21 protein-coding genes are annotated in these 17,287 nt (G+C 32.8%); 9 read left to right on the top strand and 12 right to left on the bottom strand.

Annotated elements, in window-relative coordinates; genetic code table 11:
- Positions 1-34 precede the first annotated feature (34 nt).
- From IEW40_RS11740 to IEW40_RS11725, 4 genes are all read right to left on the bottom strand, one after another.
- Complete coding sequence (locus IEW40_RS11740) at positions 35-661, bottom strand: hypothetical protein (protein ID WP_188618293.1); 627 nt, start codon at positions 659-661, stop codon at positions 35-37.
- Positions 636-1,142 carry a GFO_1088 family ECF-type sigma factor gene (locus IEW40_RS11735; protein ID WP_188618292.1) on the bottom strand — a complete coding sequence of 169 codons (507 nt, stop codon included), beginning with the start codon at positions 1,140-1,142 and terminating at the stop codon, positions 636-638. Before IEW40_RS11735 ends, IEW40_RS11740 begins: the two co-directional genes overlap by 26 nt.
- A gap of 112 nt (positions 1,143-1,254) precedes the next feature.
- On the bottom strand, positions 1,255-2,412 hold the full coding sequence (locus tag IEW40_RS11730; RefSeq protein WP_188618291.1) for a GlmU family protein: 1,158 nt from the start codon (positions 2,410-2,412) through the stop codon (positions 1,255-1,257).
- Positions 2,413-2,568: 156 nt separating this feature from the next.
- Positions 2,569-2,820 (bottom strand): type B 50S ribosomal protein L31, encoded by a 252-nt coding sequence (locus IEW40_RS11725; RefSeq protein ID WP_188618290.1) that lies wholly within the window; start codon positions 2,818-2,820, stop codon positions 2,569-2,571.
- A 210-nt stretch (positions 2,821-3,030) separates the two neighbouring features.
- Here IEW40_RS11725 and IEW40_RS11720 point away from each other — a divergent pair, with 210 nt between their 5' ends.
- The 5 genes from IEW40_RS11720 to IEW40_RS11700 all read left to right on the top strand — a co-directional run bounded on the left by IEW40_RS11720 (position 3,031) and on the right by IEW40_RS11700 (position 5,873).
- A complete protein-coding gene (locus IEW40_RS11720) occupies positions 3,031-4,431 on the top strand; it encodes a hypothetical protein (RefSeq protein ID WP_188618289.1) in 1,401 nt (466 codons plus the stop codon).
- A 66-nt stretch (positions 4,432-4,497) separates the two neighbouring features.
- On the top strand, positions 4,498-4,710 hold the full coding sequence (locus tag IEW40_RS11715; protein WP_229663441.1) for a hypothetical protein: 213 nt from the start codon (positions 4,498-4,500) through the stop codon (positions 4,708-4,710).
- A 10-nt stretch (positions 4,711-4,720) separates the two neighbouring features.
- The gene (locus tag IEW40_RS11710; protein WP_188618287.1) at positions 4,721-5,047 is read left to right on the top strand and encodes a nucleotide pyrophosphohydrolase; all 327 of its coding nucleotides are present in this window, start codon (positions 4,721-4,723) and stop codon (positions 5,045-5,047) included.
- Positions 5,047-5,283 carry a PspC family transcriptional regulator gene (locus IEW40_RS11705; RefSeq protein WP_188618286.1) on the top strand — a complete coding sequence of 79 codons (237 nt, stop codon included), beginning with the start codon at positions 5,047-5,049 and terminating at the stop codon, positions 5,281-5,283. The genes IEW40_RS11710 and IEW40_RS11705 overlap by 1 nt, the downstream gene beginning before the upstream one ends.
- Before the next feature lie 65 nt (positions 5,284-5,348).
- The gene (locus tag IEW40_RS11700) at positions 5,349-5,873 is read left to right on the top strand and encodes a GNAT family N-acetyltransferase (RefSeq protein WP_188618285.1); all 525 of its coding nucleotides are present in this window, start codon (positions 5,349-5,351) and stop codon (positions 5,871-5,873) included.
- Between the two features lie 17 nt (positions 5,874-5,890).
- On the opposite strand, the gene IEW40_RS11695 is transcribed toward IEW40_RS11700, so the two are convergent.
- From IEW40_RS11695 to IEW40_RS11680, 4 genes are all read right to left on the bottom strand, one after another.
- On the bottom strand, positions 5,891-6,622 hold the full coding sequence (locus IEW40_RS11695) for an SIMPL domain-containing protein (RefSeq protein WP_188618284.1): 732 nt from the start codon (positions 6,620-6,622) through the stop codon (positions 5,891-5,893).
- Between the two features lie 108 nt (positions 6,623-6,730).
- Positions 6,731-7,462 (bottom strand): carboxypeptidase-like regulatory domain-containing protein, encoded by a 732-nt coding sequence (locus IEW40_RS11690; protein ID WP_188618283.1) that lies wholly within the window; start codon positions 7,460-7,462, stop codon positions 6,731-6,733.
- A 38-nt stretch (positions 7,463-7,500) separates the two neighbouring features.
- Positions 7,501-8,286, bottom strand: a complete 786-nt coding sequence (locus IEW40_RS11685; RefSeq protein ID WP_188618282.1) for a peptidase associated/transthyretin-like domain-containing protein — start codon at positions 8,284-8,286, stop codon at positions 7,501-7,503.
- A 12-nt stretch (positions 8,287-8,298) separates the two neighbouring features.
- Positions 8,299-9,075 (bottom strand): carboxypeptidase regulatory-like domain-containing protein, encoded by a 777-nt coding sequence (locus IEW40_RS11680; RefSeq protein WP_188618281.1) that lies wholly within the window; start codon positions 9,073-9,075, stop codon positions 8,299-8,301.
- A 342-nt stretch (positions 9,076-9,417) separates the two neighbouring features.
- Between IEW40_RS11680 and IEW40_RS11675 the strand changes: the two genes are divergently transcribed.
- From IEW40_RS11675 to IEW40_RS11665, 3 genes are all read left to right on the top strand, one after another.
- Positions 9,418-10,137, top strand: a complete 720-nt coding sequence (locus IEW40_RS11675; protein ID WP_229663440.1) for a hypothetical protein — start codon at positions 9,418-9,420, stop codon at positions 10,135-10,137.
- Positions 10,138-10,258: 121 nt separating this feature from the next.
- Entirely contained in the window at positions 10,259-10,936 is a 678-nt protein-coding gene (gene trmB / locus IEW40_RS11670) for a tRNA (guanosine(46)-N7)-methyltransferase TrmB (RefSeq protein ID WP_188618279.1), read from the top strand.
- An 18-nt stretch (positions 10,937-10,954) separates the two neighbouring features.
- On the top strand, positions 10,955-11,482 hold the full coding sequence (locus IEW40_RS11665) for a DUF6759 domain-containing protein (RefSeq protein WP_188618278.1): 528 nt from the start codon (positions 10,955-10,957) through the stop codon (positions 11,480-11,482).
- 86 nt (positions 11,483-11,568) lie between these two features.
- Here IEW40_RS11665 and rpsB read toward each other — a convergent pair whose 3' ends face one another.
- From rpsB to IEW40_RS11645, 4 genes are all read right to left on the bottom strand, one after another.
- Positions 11,569-12,330 (bottom strand): 30S ribosomal protein S2, encoded by a 762-nt coding sequence (gene rpsB, locus IEW40_RS11660; protein WP_188618277.1) that lies wholly within the window; start codon positions 12,328-12,330, stop codon positions 11,569-11,571.
- A gap of 132 nt (positions 12,331-12,462) precedes the next feature.
- Positions 12,463-12,849, bottom strand: coding sequence for a 30S ribosomal protein S9 (gene rpsI / locus IEW40_RS11655; protein WP_188618276.1), 387 nt, complete (start codon positions 12,847-12,849; stop codon positions 12,463-12,465).
- Positions 12,850-12,851: 2 nt separating this feature from the next.
- On the bottom strand, positions 12,852-13,307 hold the full coding sequence (gene rplM / locus IEW40_RS11650) for a 50S ribosomal protein L13 (RefSeq protein WP_188618275.1): 456 nt from the start codon (positions 13,305-13,307) through the stop codon (positions 12,852-12,854).
- A 126-nt stretch (positions 13,308-13,433) separates the two neighbouring features.
- Positions 13,434-13,763: a hypothetical protein gene (locus IEW40_RS11645; RefSeq protein WP_188618274.1), complete on the bottom strand. Its 330-nt coding sequence runs from the start codon at positions 13,761-13,763 to the stop codon at positions 13,434-13,436.
- 78 nt (positions 13,764-13,841) lie between these two features.
- Between IEW40_RS11645 and IEW40_RS11640 the strand changes: the two genes are divergently transcribed.
- Complete coding sequence (locus IEW40_RS11640; protein WP_188618273.1) at positions 13,842-17,204, top strand: methylmalonyl-CoA mutase family protein; 3,363 nt, start codon at positions 13,842-13,844, stop codon at positions 17,202-17,204.
- Positions 17,205-17,287 lie beyond the last annotated feature (83 nt).

Raw genomic sequence — 17,287 nt, 5'->3', positions numbered from 1 at the left:
TATGTAATCGTAGACGATTTTATAAGTAGTTGTTTTAAAAATTAACAGTTAAAAGTTTCACGGGTTCTGCTTTTTCTAAGGCGGTATTTATGTTTCCGCCAAGCATATCAATTGCATTTTTAGTGTATTTTATAGCTTCGTCTTCTGTGGCTACCGGTTTACCATTGATGATTACGAAGTTGGGGTTATATTCTATGTTTTCATTATCACCTTTAGCGCTATTGTCATGATTTTTCATAGAATTTTTTGCCAAATACTGTACAGATTTTTTATATTTTGATTTTTTTCTTTTGATAGGTTCGGTGTTTACAGTTCTAGTGGTAGGGAAGTTGCTATCATCAGATTTTACCGAGGTAGTTTGGGCAATAATCAGATTATCGGTATTTTCTGAGTTGTCTTTTTGGGCAATTTCAGTAGGTTTCACTGTAGTGCTTTCAAAGAAATAATTTTTTAGAACAATTCCGAAGCCAGTGATTAATACTAAACTTGCAGCAATATAGAGCCATTGTTTGCTAGACTTTTTTTGCAATGGAACTATTTTAGCACCTTCAGGTTTTTCCTTGGTTTGTGCTAAGAAATCTTCGAAATTCCAGTCCATTTTTTCTTCCTTTATTTCTTGGAAGATTTCATTGTACTTATCTTGAAATTTGTCTTTGTTCATAGTTCATTAATTGTGTAATTTGTTCTTTTACTTTTTGTCTGGCTCGCATCAGATTTACTCTTACTGCATTTTCCTCCATTTGTAAAACTTCCGAAATTTCCGAGACCTCATATTCTTCTACATCTTTTAGGTGAATGACCATTTTTTGCTTTTCCGGAAGTTCATTAATAAAATGAATAATTTTTTCCTTCAGATTATTGACTTCTATCTTATATAGTTCGCTCCGATGGATATGGAAATCTGCAAAATTCTGTTTCACCGTTTCGTGTTTCAACTTGTTGAGGCACTCATTTTTCACACATTTCAAAGCGTAAGATTTTACATTAAGACCAGCCAGTTCATCTTTTTTTTGCCAAAACTTCATCATCAGGTCTTGTACCAAATCTTGGGCTTCGTCACTACTTACCAAGAATCGTTTTGCAAAACGATACATCTCATCTTTCAGTACAAAGACTGTATTTTTAAATGTTTCTTGGTTCATAGGTTAGCTTCTGTAGGTAAGACAACGAAGTTCGGGAAAATATTACATCGGAAATGAAAAAAGTTTCAACTTTTGGTTGAAACTCCTATTGTTATTGAGGATTTTTGATGTTTTACAAATTATAAATCCATTCTAAAATCTCTTTATCTTCTTCAGAAAGAAGTATATTTCTTCTTGCCATTGCTTTTTCAGCAACCTCATAGACTTTTTGCAGATTAAATTTTTCGTCTCCTTTATGCCCGCCCCAAGAAAAATGTTCTATGACATTTGGGGCAAAACCAGTTTTAAAAATATTAGCGCCAACTCCCACTACCGTTCCTGTGTTAAATTGGGTGTTAATGGCTGCTTTAGAGTGGTCTCCCATAATCATTCCGCAGAACTGAAGTCCAGTTTTTTCAAATTTATGAGTATTGTAATTCCAAAGTTTTACTTCAGCATAATTGTTTTTAAGGTTAGAAGAATTGGTGTCAGCACCCAGATTACACCATTCGCCCATTACCGAATTTCCTATAAATCCTTCGTGGGCTTTACTAGAGTAGCCGAAAAGTACACAGTTATTTACCTCGCCACCTATTTTACATTGAGGGCCAATGGTGGTAGGGCCATATACTTTAGAACCCATATTTATTTTAGCACTTTCGCAGAGGGCAAGCGGTCCGCGTACATTGCTACCTTCCATTATTTCTGCATTTTTACCGATGTAGATTTTTCCGGTTTTGGTGTTGAGTGTAGAAAATTCTATACTGGCACCTTCTTCTATAAAAAGGTCTTCTTTTTTTCCCAGAAATCCATTGGTTTCAGACAGAGGAGCTGAAGTTTTTCCTTTGCTTAATAACGCAAAATCAAAATTTATAGCTTGTTCATTTTTAGAAAATAGATCCGTATGTTTTTTGAAGAAAACTAATTCTTCGGTGATGTCTGTCATTTTCTCAATTTTCGAAAGAGAAAAATCGTTCATATCTAATCTTGCGGCTAAAACTTCGTTTTCATAGATGAGGGCTTCGCCTAATTGTAGATTTTTTATTTGTTCTAAAACTCCATCAGACGGTAAAAAGTTAGGAGTAATGAGCAAGCTTTCTGTCTTTTCGTAAGATTTATATTTCTTTTGAAGATAATTTTCTGTGATGTAAGATACTTCATTAGAATTTAGGAGTTTTTGCCATCTTTCTGAGAAAGTAAGTACGCCTGCTCTTAGTTCTGCTACAGGTCTGGTGTAAGTCAACGGAAGAAATTCTCCCCAATATTGAGCATCAGAGAATATAAGTTGCATAGAGTTTTTCGTGTTTAGAGTTTTCAATAATAACTTTATTTTTTTTGATAAAAGTTTTATTGATATTATGTTTTTCTTATATGTGTTTTACAAAAATACAAAAAAAGTCCTTCAAAATTTTGAAGGACTTTTATTTATTATGAAAAATCTACTAAATTACTTAGCGAATTTTTTATATTTATTCATAAATTTATCTACTCTACCTGCAGTATCTACTAATTTTACTTTACCTGTATAGAACGGGTGAGAAGTAGAAGAGATTTCCATTTTGATTAATGGATATTCTGTACCTTCGAATTCGATGGTGTCTTTAGTCTCAGCAGTAGATTTGCAAAGGAATACTTCGTCATTACTCATATCCTTGAATACAACTAATCTATAATTTTCTGGGTGGATTCCTGATTTCATATCTTTGTTTTCTTTTTAATTGTTAATGATAATACTAGCGTGTAATGGCACTGCTTTTATTATTCTTAAATTTTAGACTGCAAAAATAGGAATATTTTTTGAATTGACAAATAGCATTTTAAACATTTTTACGAAAGAAATTGGCTTGTTTTTCGTTTTTAAAGAGAGTTCAGGTTTTTTCATTAACTTTACGCTTATTTTTATTCATCAATGAAGACTAAATACCTACTTTTTTTTAGCTTTTGGCTAGCTCTATTTGTAATTTCTTGTAATAGAGATGATATTAATTTTGATGCACCTTCTCAAAAATTGAGATTTTCCCAAGATACTTTGGTTCTTGATACCGTTTATAACCAAGTAAGAAGCGAAACTTATGCTGTAAAAATATACAATACCGAAAATAAAGACATCAGCATACCTAGAATTTATTTAGAAGGAGGTGCTGCATCTCCTTACAGAATTAATGTAGATGGAAAACCTGGGACTGAATTTACCAATGTTCCGCTTCGTAAGAAAGACAGTTTGTATGTTTTTGTAGAAATAGCTCCTCAAGCTAATGCTACAGAAGCTATTGCAGAAGACAGAGTGCAAATAGAAACTCCTGCCGCAAATCAACATTTTACTTTGCTTTCTGTGGTTCAAGATGCAGAATTTTATGTTTCTACTTCTACTAATCCTCAGATTATCAATCAAAATACCGTTTGGAATAGCAATAAAGCCAAAATTATTTATGGCGATTTAAAAGTAGCAGACGGTAAAACTCTCACACTTTCAGAAGGTACTAAAGTGTATTTTCATAGAGATGCCAATCTGAAAATTGGGAAAAATGCTCAACTGGTAGCCAATGGAAATTTAGGAAAAGAAATCATCTTCCGAGGTGACAGAAATGATGCAAGATATGATACATTACCTAAAAACTGGGGTGGAATTCAACTAGAACAAGGAGCGACAGCTCAACTTAATTATACTAAAATTTTCGGAGGAACTAATGCGCTTTACCTTAATCAAGCTTCTGCTACTCTCAAAAATACGATAATTCATACCAATCAAGAATTCGGGATTATGGGAGTTCAAGCCACTGTAAATGCTGAAAATTTAGTAATGAACAATTGCGGACAAGCTTGTATTGGGATTTTCAAAGGTGGAAATTATAACATTTTACATTCTACGATTGCTAACTATTGGAACTTAAACGGAGCGTTGCCTGGTTTCGGAATTTATGCAACTAATGAATTTATAAATGGTGCAAGTACAGAATTAGGAGCTTTAAATTTTAATCTAAAAAATTCTATCGTTTATTCTGATAAAAGTACAGCCATGCAGTTGAAGCCTATTTCTGGACAAACTTTTACTTACCTAATAGAAAATTCTCTATTGAAATATTCTTCTCAAAATGCAGGGTTTAATTTTGATGGAAATCCATCTGTGGTGAATTCTCTTCAGAATCAAGAACCAAAATTTGAAAATTATTTCACACAAAAACTGAATTTAAGAGTAAAAGCAGATTCGCCAGCCAAAGGAAAAGGAAAGGTTTCTACAGCAGCTTTGGTTCCGCTAGATATTGTAAAAGTAAATAGAACTACCAGCCCTACTATTGGAGCGTATCAATAATTATGGTTGACTGGTAATATGTGATGTAATCATTATTATAAAAAATAAAATTTATATTTGACTACTATGGAAGGGACTTTAGAAAGAATTGAAGGTTTTCTAGGCATAATAATTATAATTGCAATTTATTTTGGAATAAGATTCTTTTTTAAAAGAATTGCAAATTATACAGAAGTGGCAGGAAAAAACTCTAATAGTTTAGAAGAATTGAAAGAAGAAATTAAAAAACTTAACACAAAAATAGAAAGTTTAGAAAATAGAATTAATAAAGATTCGTAACTCAAATATAATGGAAATCACAAATCTTCAAAAACAAGTAGATGAATGGATCAAAACCATTGGTGTTCGTTATTTTAATGAATTAACGAATATGGCGATGCTGACTGAAGAAGTAGGAGAAGTAGCAAGAATTATTGCCAGAAGATATGGTGAACAAAGCGAAAAAGAGTCTGATAAATCCAAGGATTTAGGAGAAGAGTTGGCAGATGTTTTATTTGTAACTTTGTGCTTGGCAAACCAAACTGGCGTAGATTTACAAGCCGCTTTTGATAAAAAGATGAAAGTAAAAACCGAAAGAGATTTTGATAGACATCAAAATAATGAAAAACTGAAATAATGAGAGAACCCAAATTTATCACAGATTTAAGACATAGAGTAGAGCACGAATGGTTTGGAACGCTTACTAGATTTGGGAGCAGACTAGGAATTCCTGTTTCTAAGTTACGTGTTTTTTTCATTTATTCTACGTTTGCAACCGCAGGTGTTTTTTTCTTAATTTATTTGGGGATGGCATTTACACTTTGGGTAAAAGATATTTTTATCACCAGAAGACCCAATGTTTTTGACTTGTAGGTGTTTTTTTCAAGAAATTAAAAATCAAAAAATCGTAAATAAAAAATTGTAAATCGTAAATAAAAATGCTTTGGTTTGAAGAATTGCAAACGCGCAAAAAAGTTTCTAAAATTTTTAGCCGATATGAAAAAACTTTTCCCGAAAACGAAAGGAGAAGCAAAGAGCAATTTTTAGATTTAGCAGAAAATCCTGATGCTTATGTTTTCTTGATTAATAATGAAGACGAAACTATTGGTTATTGTGTAATTTGGGAACTTGATGGGTTTTATTTTTTAGAGCATTTTGAGGTTTTAGAAGAATTTAGAAATCAGAAATTTGGAGAGCAGATTCTAGAGGCTCTTAAAGAAAAATTTGAAAAACTCATTCTAGAAACTGAACCAGATTTTTTGTCTGAAATTGCGGCTAGAAGAGTCGGTTTTTATCAAAGAAATGGCTTTGAAATCATTGATAAAGATTATACTCAGCCTTCTTATGGTGAGGGAAAATCTTCACTTCATTTATTTTTAATGAGCAATTTTTTGCCAGAGACTTTGGGACAAAATATAGAAAGCATTTACGGAGTAGTGTATCAAAAAAATGGCGAACAATAGTCCGCCAAATCAGGTTATTAATCTACCTCATATTCTAGTTTTATGGTTATGCTTGCTTCTTTTTCTTTAGATTCTGTATTGTAAGTTCCTCCGTAAGAAAAATCTTCATTCGAGTTTGGTGCGGTAATTTGAATAACGCCCATTGTAGCTTTCTTTAGGTTACCAAGAGATGAGCCTGCGTTTTCTGCAATTTTTTCGGCTCGTTCCTTGGCATCTTTGGTAGCATTGGCTATCATTTCTTGTTTTACTTCGGCTAGTTTAGTATAAAAATAATTAGGCTTAGAAGACGTAAAAACAATTCCTAGATTGATGATTTCTGTGATGTTTCTAGATAAATTTTCAATTTTTGCGACATCTTTGCTTTCCAAAGAAATAGATTGTGTGAGCTGATAACCAGCAAAAGTTTGATGGCTGCTGCCGTTAGAATCTGAAACATAATTAAATTGTTTCTGAATATCTACTGCAGAAAAAACCAATTCGTTTTTAGGAATTCCTTTAGAGATCAAATAATTTTCAATGACTTTTCTATCATTTAGAAGTTCATCATAAGCGGTTTTAAGTTCAAAATCGTTTCTTGAAAAACTTCCGTTCCAAGTGATGAGGTCTGAGGTAAATTTTTTAGTTCCCAAACCAGTTACTGAAATGGTGTTTTCAGATTTGTTTCGGTTTTTGATGGCATTGCCCAATATTCCAAGTCCGATTACGAAACCTAGTGATGCTATGGCAATGGCAATAATGTTTTTGTTCATTTTGTGAGAGGTGTTTTTTGGTTGAATTTTAAAAGATGATTAAATTTATGTAAAATAAATATTTCAAAACTCGTGCCAGATTTTAAGATTTTGTTAACATTTTTAAGATTATTTTAACTTTTTAAATGTTTTGATTTTTTCTTCTGCCAATACCTGAAACTTTGCAATATCTTCACTGTAGAAAAACCCTTTCTTTTTGATGTTTTTTAATTTCAAACTTTGCATTACGTAGCCTATGAAAGGTGCTACTTCGTCTTTTTTGAGTCCTAATTCCTCAACAAAATAACTTTCTCCTAAAATATACAAATAACCTTCGTTAATATCTACAACATCCCATCTGTCTTTTATAGCGCCTATAGAGAAGCCTTCGCCTTTTGGTTGTTTAAATTCTCCTGCATTAGGCAAAAGGATTCTAATATCTGTATTTTCTAAATTCATTTTACTTATTTCCAGATTTAGCTTAGATTTTTTCTTGTTTTCAACTTTATTATTGTCAACTTTAAGGTTTCCCGTCAATTTGTTTTTTAGTTCAACTTCTTCTATTTCAATAGCAGATTTTTGCATATAGATGGTGAGAGATTTTTGGAAATCTTCTGGTTTTATGGTATAAGAAACTCTATCAAATTTTTGCTTCACAAATCTCAAAAGGTCGTTGCTTTTGGCTGCAATCATAAAATTGCCTTCATTGTTAGTGTATGTTTTTTCATCTGTATTTATATTGATGATTAAAACGCCTGCTATTTGAGCATTTTGTTCAGAAATAACCTTCCCAAAAATATATTCCTGAGAATAGGAATTGGTGAAAATTAAAAAGAAAGTAAGAAGCAATAATTTTCTCATTGGTATTTGTTTTTTTAACCTTTAGGCTGAGCTAACTTTTATGAAACTAGATTCTTTTTATATTCATCTAAAACGCTTTCTAATTGAAGCTGAATCTTCGCCAAATTAAAGTTGTTGTAATAATTTTTAGTGAGTTGAAATCTATTATCGGCATATTTCAGAAAACCATCTATTTCTTCGATTTTTAATCCCATTTCTATAAAATATTGGTCTGTAAGATTATATCGAACTCTCATTGAAAATCCTTTAATAGTGTTTTGATTAGGATTAAATTCTGGTTTTTTATTTCCTTTAATTAGTTTTGTAATAAATCCTATAGCTTTTATAATGTCTACTTGCGCCGCATTAACATTAGGTTTTTCGAAAGCTGACGGAGTTCTAAGCGTAGGAAATGGTTTCTCTGGTTTCATTCTCATGTAAGAATCCATTTCTTGGTTTAGAGTTAGCGTTTTTGCACTTTTATTAAGAGCTTTCGAGTCTTTTGCAAGGTTTCCTGTCAATTTTGTTTTTATTTCTACTTCTTCTATTTCAATAGTAGATTTTTGCATGCTGATAGTAATTGCTTTCTGAAAATCTTCAGGTTTTATAGTGTAAGAAACTCTATCGAATTTTTGTTTTACAAATCTCAAAAGGTCATTGCTTTTGGCAGCAATCATAAAATTCCCGTCTTTATTGGTGTATGTTTCTTCGTCTGTTTTTATGTTAATGACCAAAACGCCTGCCATTTCGGTGTTTTGTTCAGAAGTCACCTTCCCGAAAATGTATTCTTGAGAATATAAATTGGTGAAAGTGGAAAGGAAAAAGAAAATTAAAAGTTGTTTCATATCGTAGGGTTATTATTTTTTTTGTTGAAGAATTTTTACAAAGCTAATGGCGGGTTCTTCTATTTGTAAGAGAAATCCTGAAACGTTTTCTGCCTTTGCATAGCGCAATGCAAATGGATTTTTAGCAAATGAATATTCAATAAAACTGTTGATATCTTCTTTAGGAATGCCCAGGTTAATAAAATATTCGTCCTCTATTTTTTGTCTTACCCAAACTATATTTTCTTGTAAATCTTGGTATTTGTATAATCTTTTTTGTCTTTTTGCTTTACCAGAAGCTACGTCATAGATAGCTTGTATGTTTAGGTTACCTGTGATGATAGGAAGTAAAATGTCTCTGGCGACTTCAGCTGGTTTTTCTCTTGGTTTTTCTGGCGGTGGAGGAAGCCCGATTGCATTTTGCAGCTCTTGGTTTCTATTTCTTTTATTTAATGATTTAGAATCTTTGTTTAAGTTGCCAGTAAGTCTGGGTTTTATCTGTACTTCTTTTATTTCTATTGGGGTTTTGGTTAATATAATTTTTAATTTTTTTTGAAAATCTACATAAAAAACAGAAATAGATGCTCGGTCATATTTTTCTTTTAAAAAACGGATTTCGTCTCCTTTTTTTGCAAGGATTTTAAAATTTCCTTCTGAGTTGGTATAGGTTTTATCATCTGTTGTAATGTTTACAACCAAAACGCTACTTAATTCTGTAGATTGTTCTGTTACTACTTTGCCAGAGAGGGTTTCTTGACCAAAAAATTTAAAAGATAGAATAAAAAATACAAGAGATAGAAGTTTGTTCATTGGCTAGTGATTTTTAGCAAATTTATTTTTAAAATTCACAGTATTTATAAATTTAACTAGACTTAACTTTTTTATGAGTTTTTATGATAGAATCACTTTAAAATTGGTTAAAAAATGACGGATAATTTTTATAAGTTGTTTATTAGACGGCGGTTTCTAACTTTTCTTAACATTTTAATCTGAAAGTTTAATAGAAGTTTAACTACAATTTTAGTTCTTGTGTCGCTTTTGCATTGAAAATCTGAGTATTTTTGCTGCATCATTATGAAGAGAATCATTTCAATTTTTTGCTTACTTTTTATAGTAAACATCAGCGCGCAGTCATTTTCAGGAACGGTTTTTATGAGGGACAAATCCTCATTTTATCTTAACCAAATCTATGTGACTAATCTTAATGAACAAAAAACCTATCTTACCAATTATAATGGTGAATTTAGAATACCTGCAAAAATAGGAGATATAATAAGATTTACTTCTATTGTTTCTGAGAGGAAAGATGTGAAAATGACCCAAGAAATTATTGATAATACTAGAAATCTTATAGAACTAGAAGTGGCTTACAAGGAAATTCAGGAAGTGGTTCTCAATAGATTTAAGCCAACAGGTAATCTAAAAAAGGATGTAAGGTCTTTAGATTCAAAAAAATCGAGTATAGAAGTAGCTAAAATTATTGGTTTGCCAGCCCCAAAAGGAGATGGTACACCTCCTATAGCTCCAGTTGCTGACTTGGCGAATGGCGGATTCAGTATAAGTCTAGAGAGTTTGTATGATGTGGTTTCTGGCGATCGAAAGAAAAAGCAGCGCCTATATCAGTATGAAAAAATGCAGTATGCTATTAATAATACAAAAGCTTATTTAGGAGAAGATTATTTTGTGAGGCTTAAAATTCCAGTAGATTTGATTGACAATTTTTTACAATTTGTTTACACTTCTGATAATCTATTGACTTATATAGAAAGTTCTAATTATGAAGCAGTGAAGGTTTCTATCGAAAAATATATCCCAATTTATCAAAAAAGACTTCGTTCGTCTCATTTACAAGATGTATTACCTAAAAAATAATTTTAATGCTTTTTTCTAAGTATAATTCATTATAAATATGAGATTTGTCTTATTTTAACATTTTTTTATGATTTGTTTTAAATTTTATTCTATATTTGTTTCCCAATTTTAAACGAAGTAAGTGGGAAAAAATAAGATAGCAAGGTTTGCAGAGAACAAATTACTACCAAATGTTATACAACCTACAAGAGAAGAAGCATTAAATAATTTTGAACTAAAAGGGAAATGGAGAGAAAAAATCTTCAAGAATGATCATCCAATAGTTCTAGAGTTAGGTTGTGGCAAAGGTGAATACACAGTAGGAATGGCAAAGGCTTTTCCTGATAAAAATTTTATAGGGGTAGATATCAAAGGAGCAAGATTTTGGTTTGGGGCCAAAGATGCCATCAATAATAATCTAGGCAATGTAGCTTTCCTGAGAACTCAGATAGAATTAATAGACTGTTTTTTCGCCGAAAATGAAGTGGATGAAATTTGGATTACTTTTCCAGATCCACAGATTAAGTACAGAAGAGGTAAACATAGGCTTACCCATCCTGATTTTCTTAATCGTTACAAAAATATTTTAAAATCATCTGCAATTGTACATCTTAAAACTGATTCAGAATTTTTGCATGGTTATACCTTAGGGTTACTACAAGGTCTTGGCTATGAAATTCTTACTGCTCATCATGATATATATGGAGCGCCAGAGTATGAACCAGACACCCTTTACTTAAGAGAAATAAAGACTTATTACGAAGAATTGTTTTCGTCAAAAGGTAAAACAATTACTTACATAAAGTTTAAATTGAAATAAAGTAAAAGAAAAGTAAATATGAAGAAAATAACTATTCTATTACTGGGATTAATCACTCTACCTGTTTTTGGACAACTAAAGGCAGATGTCGGAGATTTACCCTCGAAAGAAAATAAGGTAACCGCAGCACAAGCGGTAAGTTACATTGCCAATAATGAACAATCTACTATAGAAACTGTAGATATTAAGAAATTTAAAGTTTCAAAAGAAGACCAAGATGCTTTTGATCTTTTAATGAGTTCAAATAACAATGAGAATTCTAAGAAACCAATCACTACTGAGGTTCTGAATGAAATGCTAAAAAGTGACGAAAATGATCAGTTGAGTTTGCTTTTAGTAAAAAACAACTCTCATTGTAATATGGTTTTGAAAATTGAAGGAAAAACAGTGTACAATATTCCTGTACCTGCTAAAGGACAAAATGCCATCATGGTAGAAAAAGGAATTTATACCTTAAAAGGCAATCTCTGTGAGTTGAAGTATGAAGCTCAAAAAGATTTGAATAAAAATATTCTAGTAGCATTGACTAGAAAAAACGACAATTAATAGGTATTTAATATTTAATTTTATTACATAAAAAAGCCTTTCAAAATAATTTTGAAAGGCTTTTTATTATTTATGATTTAGAAAAATTATTCAGCGTCGAAATCTTTGTCTGCGTCAGCAGTTACTTTTTCTCCTTCTTCTTTAGATTTTTCTTTATCTGCTTTTCTTTGAGATTGACCTTCTTTGATTGCTTCAGAAACTACAGAAAGAATCATATCGATAGATTTAGAAGCATCATCATTTCCTGGGATTACGAAATCTACTTTTCTAGGATCTGAGTTAGTATCTACGATACCAAAAACAGGAATTCCTAATTTTTTAGCTTCAGTAACAGCAATGTGTTCTCTAAGGATATCTACTACAAATACAGCAGAAGGAAGTCTCACCATGTCAGCGATAGAACCTAAGTTCTTCTCTAGGTTAGCTCTCTGTCTGTCTACTTGCAATCTCTCTTTTTTAGATAAAGTTTCGAAAGTACCATCTTTCTTCATTTTATCAATAGAGTTCATTTTCTTTACAGCTTTTCTGATGGTTACAAAGTTAGTAAGCATACCACCTGGCCATCTTTCAGTAATGTAAGGCATATTAAGTTCAGATGCGTGTTTTGCAACAACTTCTTTCGCTTGTTTCTTAGTAGCTACGAAAAGAACTTTTTTACCTGCTGAAGTAATTTTTTCTAAAGCGTTACAAGCTTCATCTAATTTTACTGCAGTTTTATGTAAGTCGATAATGTGAATACCGTTTTTCTCCATAAAAATGTATGGAGCCATATTAGGGTTCCACTTTCTAGTCATGTGACCGAAGTGTACACCAGCTTCTAATAAGTCTTTAACTTGAGCTTTTGCCATTTTTTTAATTTTTTGTTAGTTTACGTTCCGCTTTTTATGCAATCAATTTATCTTTAGATGGGAGATAAATTTGGATGCTAAACATAACGGGCAATTTTTTGTAATAATTTGTAAATAAACCGAGAAAAAAGATTAACGTTTTGAGAATTGGAATCTCTTTCTTGCTTTTTTCTGTCCTGGTTTCTTTCTTTCTACCATTCTTGCGTCTCTTGTAAGCAAACCAGCCGGCTTAAGAGCCAATCTGTTTTCTTCGTTGATAGCGCATAATGCTCTAGAAACTCCTAGTCTGATTGCTTCTGCCTGACCAGTAATTCCACCACCGAAAACGTTTACAGTAACATCGTACTGTCCTACAGTTTCAGTTAATAAGAATGGTTGATTTACTTTATAAACCAACATCTCCGTATTGAAGTATTCTTTTGCGTCTCTTCCGTTTACTGTGATGTTACCAGTGCCTGGTTTCACATAAACTCTAGCTACAGAAGTTTTTCTTCTTCCAATCTTGTGAACTATAGACATAATTATTTAATTTCGTTAAGGTTAATAACTTTTGGTTGCTGTGCTTCGTGCTTGTGCTCACCACCTGCATATACATACAAGTTTTTGTAAATCACACTACCCAATCTGTTTTTTGGTAACATACCTTTTACAGATTTTTCTACCAATTTACAGTTGTTTTTTTTGTGCACTTCTTCAGCAGTTAACGATTTTTGACCACCTGGATAACCAGTATGCCAAATGTATTCTTTGTCTGCCCACTTGTTGCCAGATAAAGCAACTTGTTCTGCATTCAAAACGATTACATTATCACCACAATCTACGTGTGGAGTGTAATTCGTCTTGTGCTTACCTCTCAAAATCTTCGCAACTTTAGAAGCTAATCTTCCTAACGGTTGCCCAGCTGCATCTACCACAACCCATTCTTTTTTTGCGGTAGCTTTGTTAGCCGATACGGTTTTGTAACTTAATGTATTCACTTATTATCGTTTACGATTAAACATAATTTTCCCTTAAAAAGGTGTGCAAAGGTATGGTTTTTTTTTGGAATTGAAAAATTTTCTACAAAAATAGAGGCTTTTTTTAGTGTAAAATTCTGTTTTTCATTATTTTAGTGACTTGTTTTGTCTAAAGCTTGCCAATAAATAATAGCCTACAAACACTATAGAAAATTTAAAAACTGAGGGTAATGCCTTTTCAAAATCAAAAATGAGACTGCCTATAATTACTAAAACGAGCATCACCCCAAAAGAAATTCCTAGTTTTTTAGATAAATGCAAATTAGGATTGTCCAGATAATAGGCCATTCCCCATGCTAATCCAAACGCGAAACCGTAAAAAAGTTCTAACCAGAAACCGCCACTTTCTAGTAAAAAATGGTTAATTAAAAAACTGATTAAAGTTCCTGCAATGGTGTAGGTTAGCGCTCTTTTCATTTCTAAAAATTTTTGCAAAAGTAATTAATTTAATAATTAACTCGATTTTTTTATATTTGAGACCAATCAAAAGTAATTATGGAATCCCAAAAATATCAACCTAAAAACAAAGTAAGAGTAGTTACCGCAGCTTCATTATTTGATGGACACGATGCCGCTATTAATATTATGCGCAGAATGATTCAAGCAACTGGTTGCGAAGTCATACATCTCGGGCACGATAAATCTGCCGAAGAAGTTGTAAATACTGCCATTCAAGAAGATGCAAATGCCATTGCGCTTACTTCTTATCAAGGTGGACACAACGAGTATTTTAAATACATCTACGATTTATTAAGACAGAAAAACTCTCCACAAATCAAAATTTTTGGTGGCGGTGGTGGTGTAATTCTTCCCGAAGAAATCAAAGATTTAATGGAGTACGGAATTGATAGAATTTATTCTCCGGATGATGGTCGAGAAATGGGTCTGCAAGGAATGATTGATGATTTGGTGCAAAAATCTGATTTTGCAACTGGCCCAACTATTTCGGTTTCAGATATCGAAAATATTAAATTCGAAGATGCTAAATCAATCGCTCAACTCATTTCAGCAGTCGAAAATTTCTCTGATGAAAAACCTGAATTGGTTGCTGCTTTGAAAGAAAAATCTAAAAATTTCAACATTCCTATCATCGGAATTACAGGAACTGGTGGCGCTGGTAAATCTTCTTTAACAGACGAATTAGTCAGAAGGTTTTTGCGTTCAAATCCTGATCAAAAAATCGCCATTATTTCGGTAGACCCAAGTAAAAAGAAAACAGGAGGCGCACTTTTGGGTGATAGAATCAGAATGAATTCTATAAATGACAAACGTGTTTATATGCGTTCTATGGCAACTCGTGAGAATAATGTTTCGGTGTCGCCTTACATTCATTCTGCATTGGATGTTTTAAAAATATCAAATCCAGACATTATTATTTTAGAAACGTCGGGAATTGGACAATCGGGCAGCGAAATTACCGAAATTGCAGATGTTTCGATGTATGTAATGACTCCAGAATACGGCGCTTCTACGCAATTAGAAAAAATTGATATGTTGGATTACGCCGATTTAATCGCGCTGAATAAATCTGACAAACGCGGCGCTCTTGATGCTTTGCAAGCCGTAAGAAAACAGTACCAAAGAAATCACACTTTGTTTGAAAAACCTTTGGAAGAAATGCCCGTCTTTTCTACCAAAGCCAGTCAGTTCAACGATTGGGGAACTACGGAAGTTTATAATCAATTAATTAAAAAATTAAATTCTAAATTTTCTGAATTGAATTTGAATGAATATTCTGAACAAAACGTTTCCGAAGATTCTACCATTATTCCGCCAAAAAGAGTTCGCTATCTTTCTGAAATTGTTGACAATAATAAAAATTACGACAAAGAAGTTGAGGAACAAGCATTGGTTGCTAAGAAAATGTATTTAATTGACGGCGCAAAAGCCTTAATTACTGATGACGAACATACCACAGATAAATTAGAAAAAGTTTTCCTAAAAACCAAGAAAGATTTGTCTGAAGAAAACCGATTGTTTTTGCAAGGATGGCATCATTTCAAAGAAGAAATGAAACAAGAAACCTTCTCTTACTTGGTTCGTGGAAAAGAAATAAAAGTAGAAACCAAATACGAAAGTCTTTCTCATCTTAAAATTCCAAAAATTTCTTTGCCGAAATTTCAAGATTGGGGAGATTTAATTCGTTGGAAAGGGCAAGAAAACGTTCCAGGTGCGTTTCCTTACACTGCAGGAATTTATCCCTTCAAAAGAACTGGAGAAGATCCTACTAGAATGTTTGCAGGGGAAGGCGGACCAGAACGTACCAACCGAAGGTTTCACTACGTTTCTGCGGATATGGACGCGAAAAGACTTTCAACTGCATTTGATTCGGTGACCTTATACGGGCAAGATCCAGCACTTCCACCTGATATTTATGGAAAAATTGGAAATGCGGGAGTTTCTATCGCCACTTTAGATGATGCCAAAAAATTATATTCAGGTTTTGATTTGATTAATGCATTGACTTCGGTTTCGATGACGATAAATGGCCCTGCTCCGATGATTTTGGCGTTTTTTATGAATGCAGCGATTGACCAAAATGTAGAAAAATATATCGAAGAAAATAATCTTTGGAATAAAGTTGAGGATAAACTGAAAGCAAAATTTGATGATAAAGGTTTGAAAAGGCCAGTTTATCACGGAAATTTACCTGAAAGCAACAACGGTTTAGGTTTAAAATTATTAGGTTTGACAGGCGACGAAATTGTAGATGCAGAAACCTACGAAAAAATAAAAGCAGAAACCATTGCTACGGTTCGTGGAACGGTTCAAGCAGATATTTTAAAGGAAGATCAAGCACAAAATACGTGTATTTTTTCTACGGAATTTGCTTTGAGATTAATGGGTGACGTTCAGGAATATTTTATCAAAAATAAAGTAAGAAATTTTTACTCGGTTTCTATTTCTGGTTATCACATTGCAGAAGCTGGTGCTAATCCGATTTCGCAATTGGCGTTTACTTTGGCGAATGGTTTCACGTATGTGGAATATTATTTGAGCCGAGGAATGAACATCAATGATTTCGCACCGAATTTATCCTTCTTTTTCTCGAACGGAATTGATCCAGAATATGCTGTAATTGGACGTGTTGCAAGAAGAATTTGGGCAAAAGCAATGCGCGAAAAATACCACGCCAATGAACGTTCTCAAATGTTGAAATATCACATTCAAACTTCGGGACGTTCGCTTCACGCACAAGAAATTGATTTTAACGATATTAGAACTACTCTTCAAGCGTTGTACGCGATTTATGATAACTGCAATTCGCTTCACACTAATGCTTACGACGAGGCAATCACAACGCCAACTGAAGAATCGGTAAGAAGAGCGATGGCAATTCAGCTCATCATTAATAAAGAACTAGGTTTGGCAAAAAATGAAAATCCGTTGCAAGGTTCTTTTATTATTGAAGAATTGACGGATTTGGTTGAAGAAGCGGTGTATGCAGAATTTGACCGAATTACAGAAAGAGGCGGCGTTTTGGGAGCGATGGAAACCATGTATCAACGTTCTAAAATTCAGGAAGAATCGATGCATTACGAATGGTTGAAACACACGGGAGAATATCCAATTATCGGTGTGAATACTTTCCTTGGAAAAGACGGTTCGCCAACAGTTTTACCAGGCGAAGTGATTCGTTCTACCGAAGAAGAAAAGCAGTTGCAGATTCAAAATTTAGAAAATTTCCAAAAATCTAACGAAGATCAATCGGAAGAATGGCTGAAAAAACTACAACTTTCTGCTATTAATCAACAAAACCTTTTTGAAGTGATGATGGAAGCGGTAAAATATTGCAGTCTTGGACAAATTACCAATGCGCTTTTCGAAGTTGGGGGAAAATATAGAAGGAATATGTGATGCGAGATACGAGTTTCGTATTACGATTTAAAATCTCCAGAAATTTCTGGAGATTTTTTTTGTGTGTAATACAAATTTATTTT

Origin of the sequence: Cloacibacterium rupense, from assembly GCF_014645495.1 — a bacterium.
GTDB classification, from domain to species: Bacteria; Bacteroidota; Bacteroidia; order Flavobacteriales; family Weeksellaceae; genus Cloacibacterium; species Cloacibacterium rupense.
This window is presented reverse-complemented; position numbering and strand designations above follow the sequence as displayed.

Excerpts from the sequence above, each read along its gene's own strand:
- IEW40_RS11680 (WP_188618281.1), bottom strand. The coding sequence starts at position 9,075 with ATGAACAAACTTCTATCTCTTGTATTTTTTATTCTATCTTTTAAATTT.
- IEW40_RS11720 (WP_188618289.1), top strand. The coding sequence starts at position 3,031 with ATGAAGACTAAATACCTACTTTTTTTTAGCTTTTGGCTAGCTCTATTT.
- IEW40_RS11725 (WP_188618290.1), bottom strand. The coding sequence starts at position 2,820 with ATGAAATCAGGAATCCACCCAGAAAATTATAGATTAGTTGTATTCAAG.
- IEW40_RS11735 (WP_188618292.1), bottom strand. The coding sequence starts at position 1,142 with ATGAACCAAGAAACATTTAAAAATACAGTCTTTGTACTGAAAGATGAG.
- IEW40_RS11665 (WP_188618278.1), top strand. The coding sequence starts at position 10,955 with ATGAAGAAAATAACTATTCTATTACTGGGATTAATCACTCTACCTGTT.
- IEW40_RS11705 (WP_188618286.1), top strand. The coding sequence starts at position 5,047 with ATGAGAGAACCCAAATTTATCACAGATTTAAGACATAGAGTAGAGCAC.
- rpsB (WP_188618277.1), bottom strand. The coding sequence starts at position 12,330 with ATGGCAAAAGCTCAAGTTAAAGACTTATTAGAAGCTGGTGTACACTTC.
- IEW40_RS11730 (WP_188618291.1), bottom strand. The coding sequence starts at position 2,412 with ATGCAACTTATATTCTCTGATGCTCAATATTGGGGAGAATTTCTTCCG.
- rpsI (WP_188618276.1), bottom strand. The coding sequence starts at position 12,849 with ATGTCTATAGTTCACAAGATTGGAAGAAGAAAAACTTCTGTAGCTAGA.
- IEW40_RS11675 (WP_229663440.1), top strand. The coding sequence starts at position 9,418 with ATGAGGGACAAATCCTCATTTTATCTTAACCAAATCTATGTGACTAAT.
- IEW40_RS11685 (WP_188618282.1), bottom strand. The coding sequence starts at position 8,286 with ATGAAACAACTTTTAATTTTCTTTTTCCTTTCCACTTTCACCAATTTA.
- IEW40_RS11710 (WP_188618287.1), top strand. The coding sequence starts at position 4,721 with ATGGAAATCACAAATCTTCAAAAACAAGTAGATGAATGGATCAAAACC.
- IEW40_RS11700 (WP_188618285.1), top strand. The coding sequence starts at position 5,349 with ATGCTTTGGTTTGAAGAATTGCAAACGCGCAAAAAAGTTTCTAAAATT.
- IEW40_RS11640 (WP_188618273.1), top strand. The coding sequence starts at position 13,842 with ATGGAATCCCAAAAATATCAACCTAAAAACAAAGTAAGAGTAGTTACC.
- IEW40_RS11715 (WP_229663441.1), top strand. The coding sequence starts at position 4,498 with ATGGAAGGGACTTTAGAAAGAATTGAAGGTTTTCTAGGCATAATAATT.
- IEW40_RS11690 (WP_188618283.1), bottom strand. The coding sequence starts at position 7,462 with ATGAGAAAATTATTGCTTCTTACTTTCTTTTTAATTTTCACCAATTCC.
- IEW40_RS11695 (WP_188618284.1), bottom strand. The coding sequence starts at position 6,622 with ATGAACAAAAACATTATTGCCATTGCCATAGCATCACTAGGTTTCGTA.
- IEW40_RS11645 (WP_188618274.1), bottom strand. The coding sequence starts at position 13,763 with ATGAAAAGAGCGCTAACCTACACCATTGCAGGAACTTTAATCAGTTTT.
- IEW40_RS11740 (WP_188618293.1), bottom strand. The coding sequence starts at position 661 with ATGAACAAAGACAAATTTCAAGATAAGTACAATGAAATCTTCCAAGAA.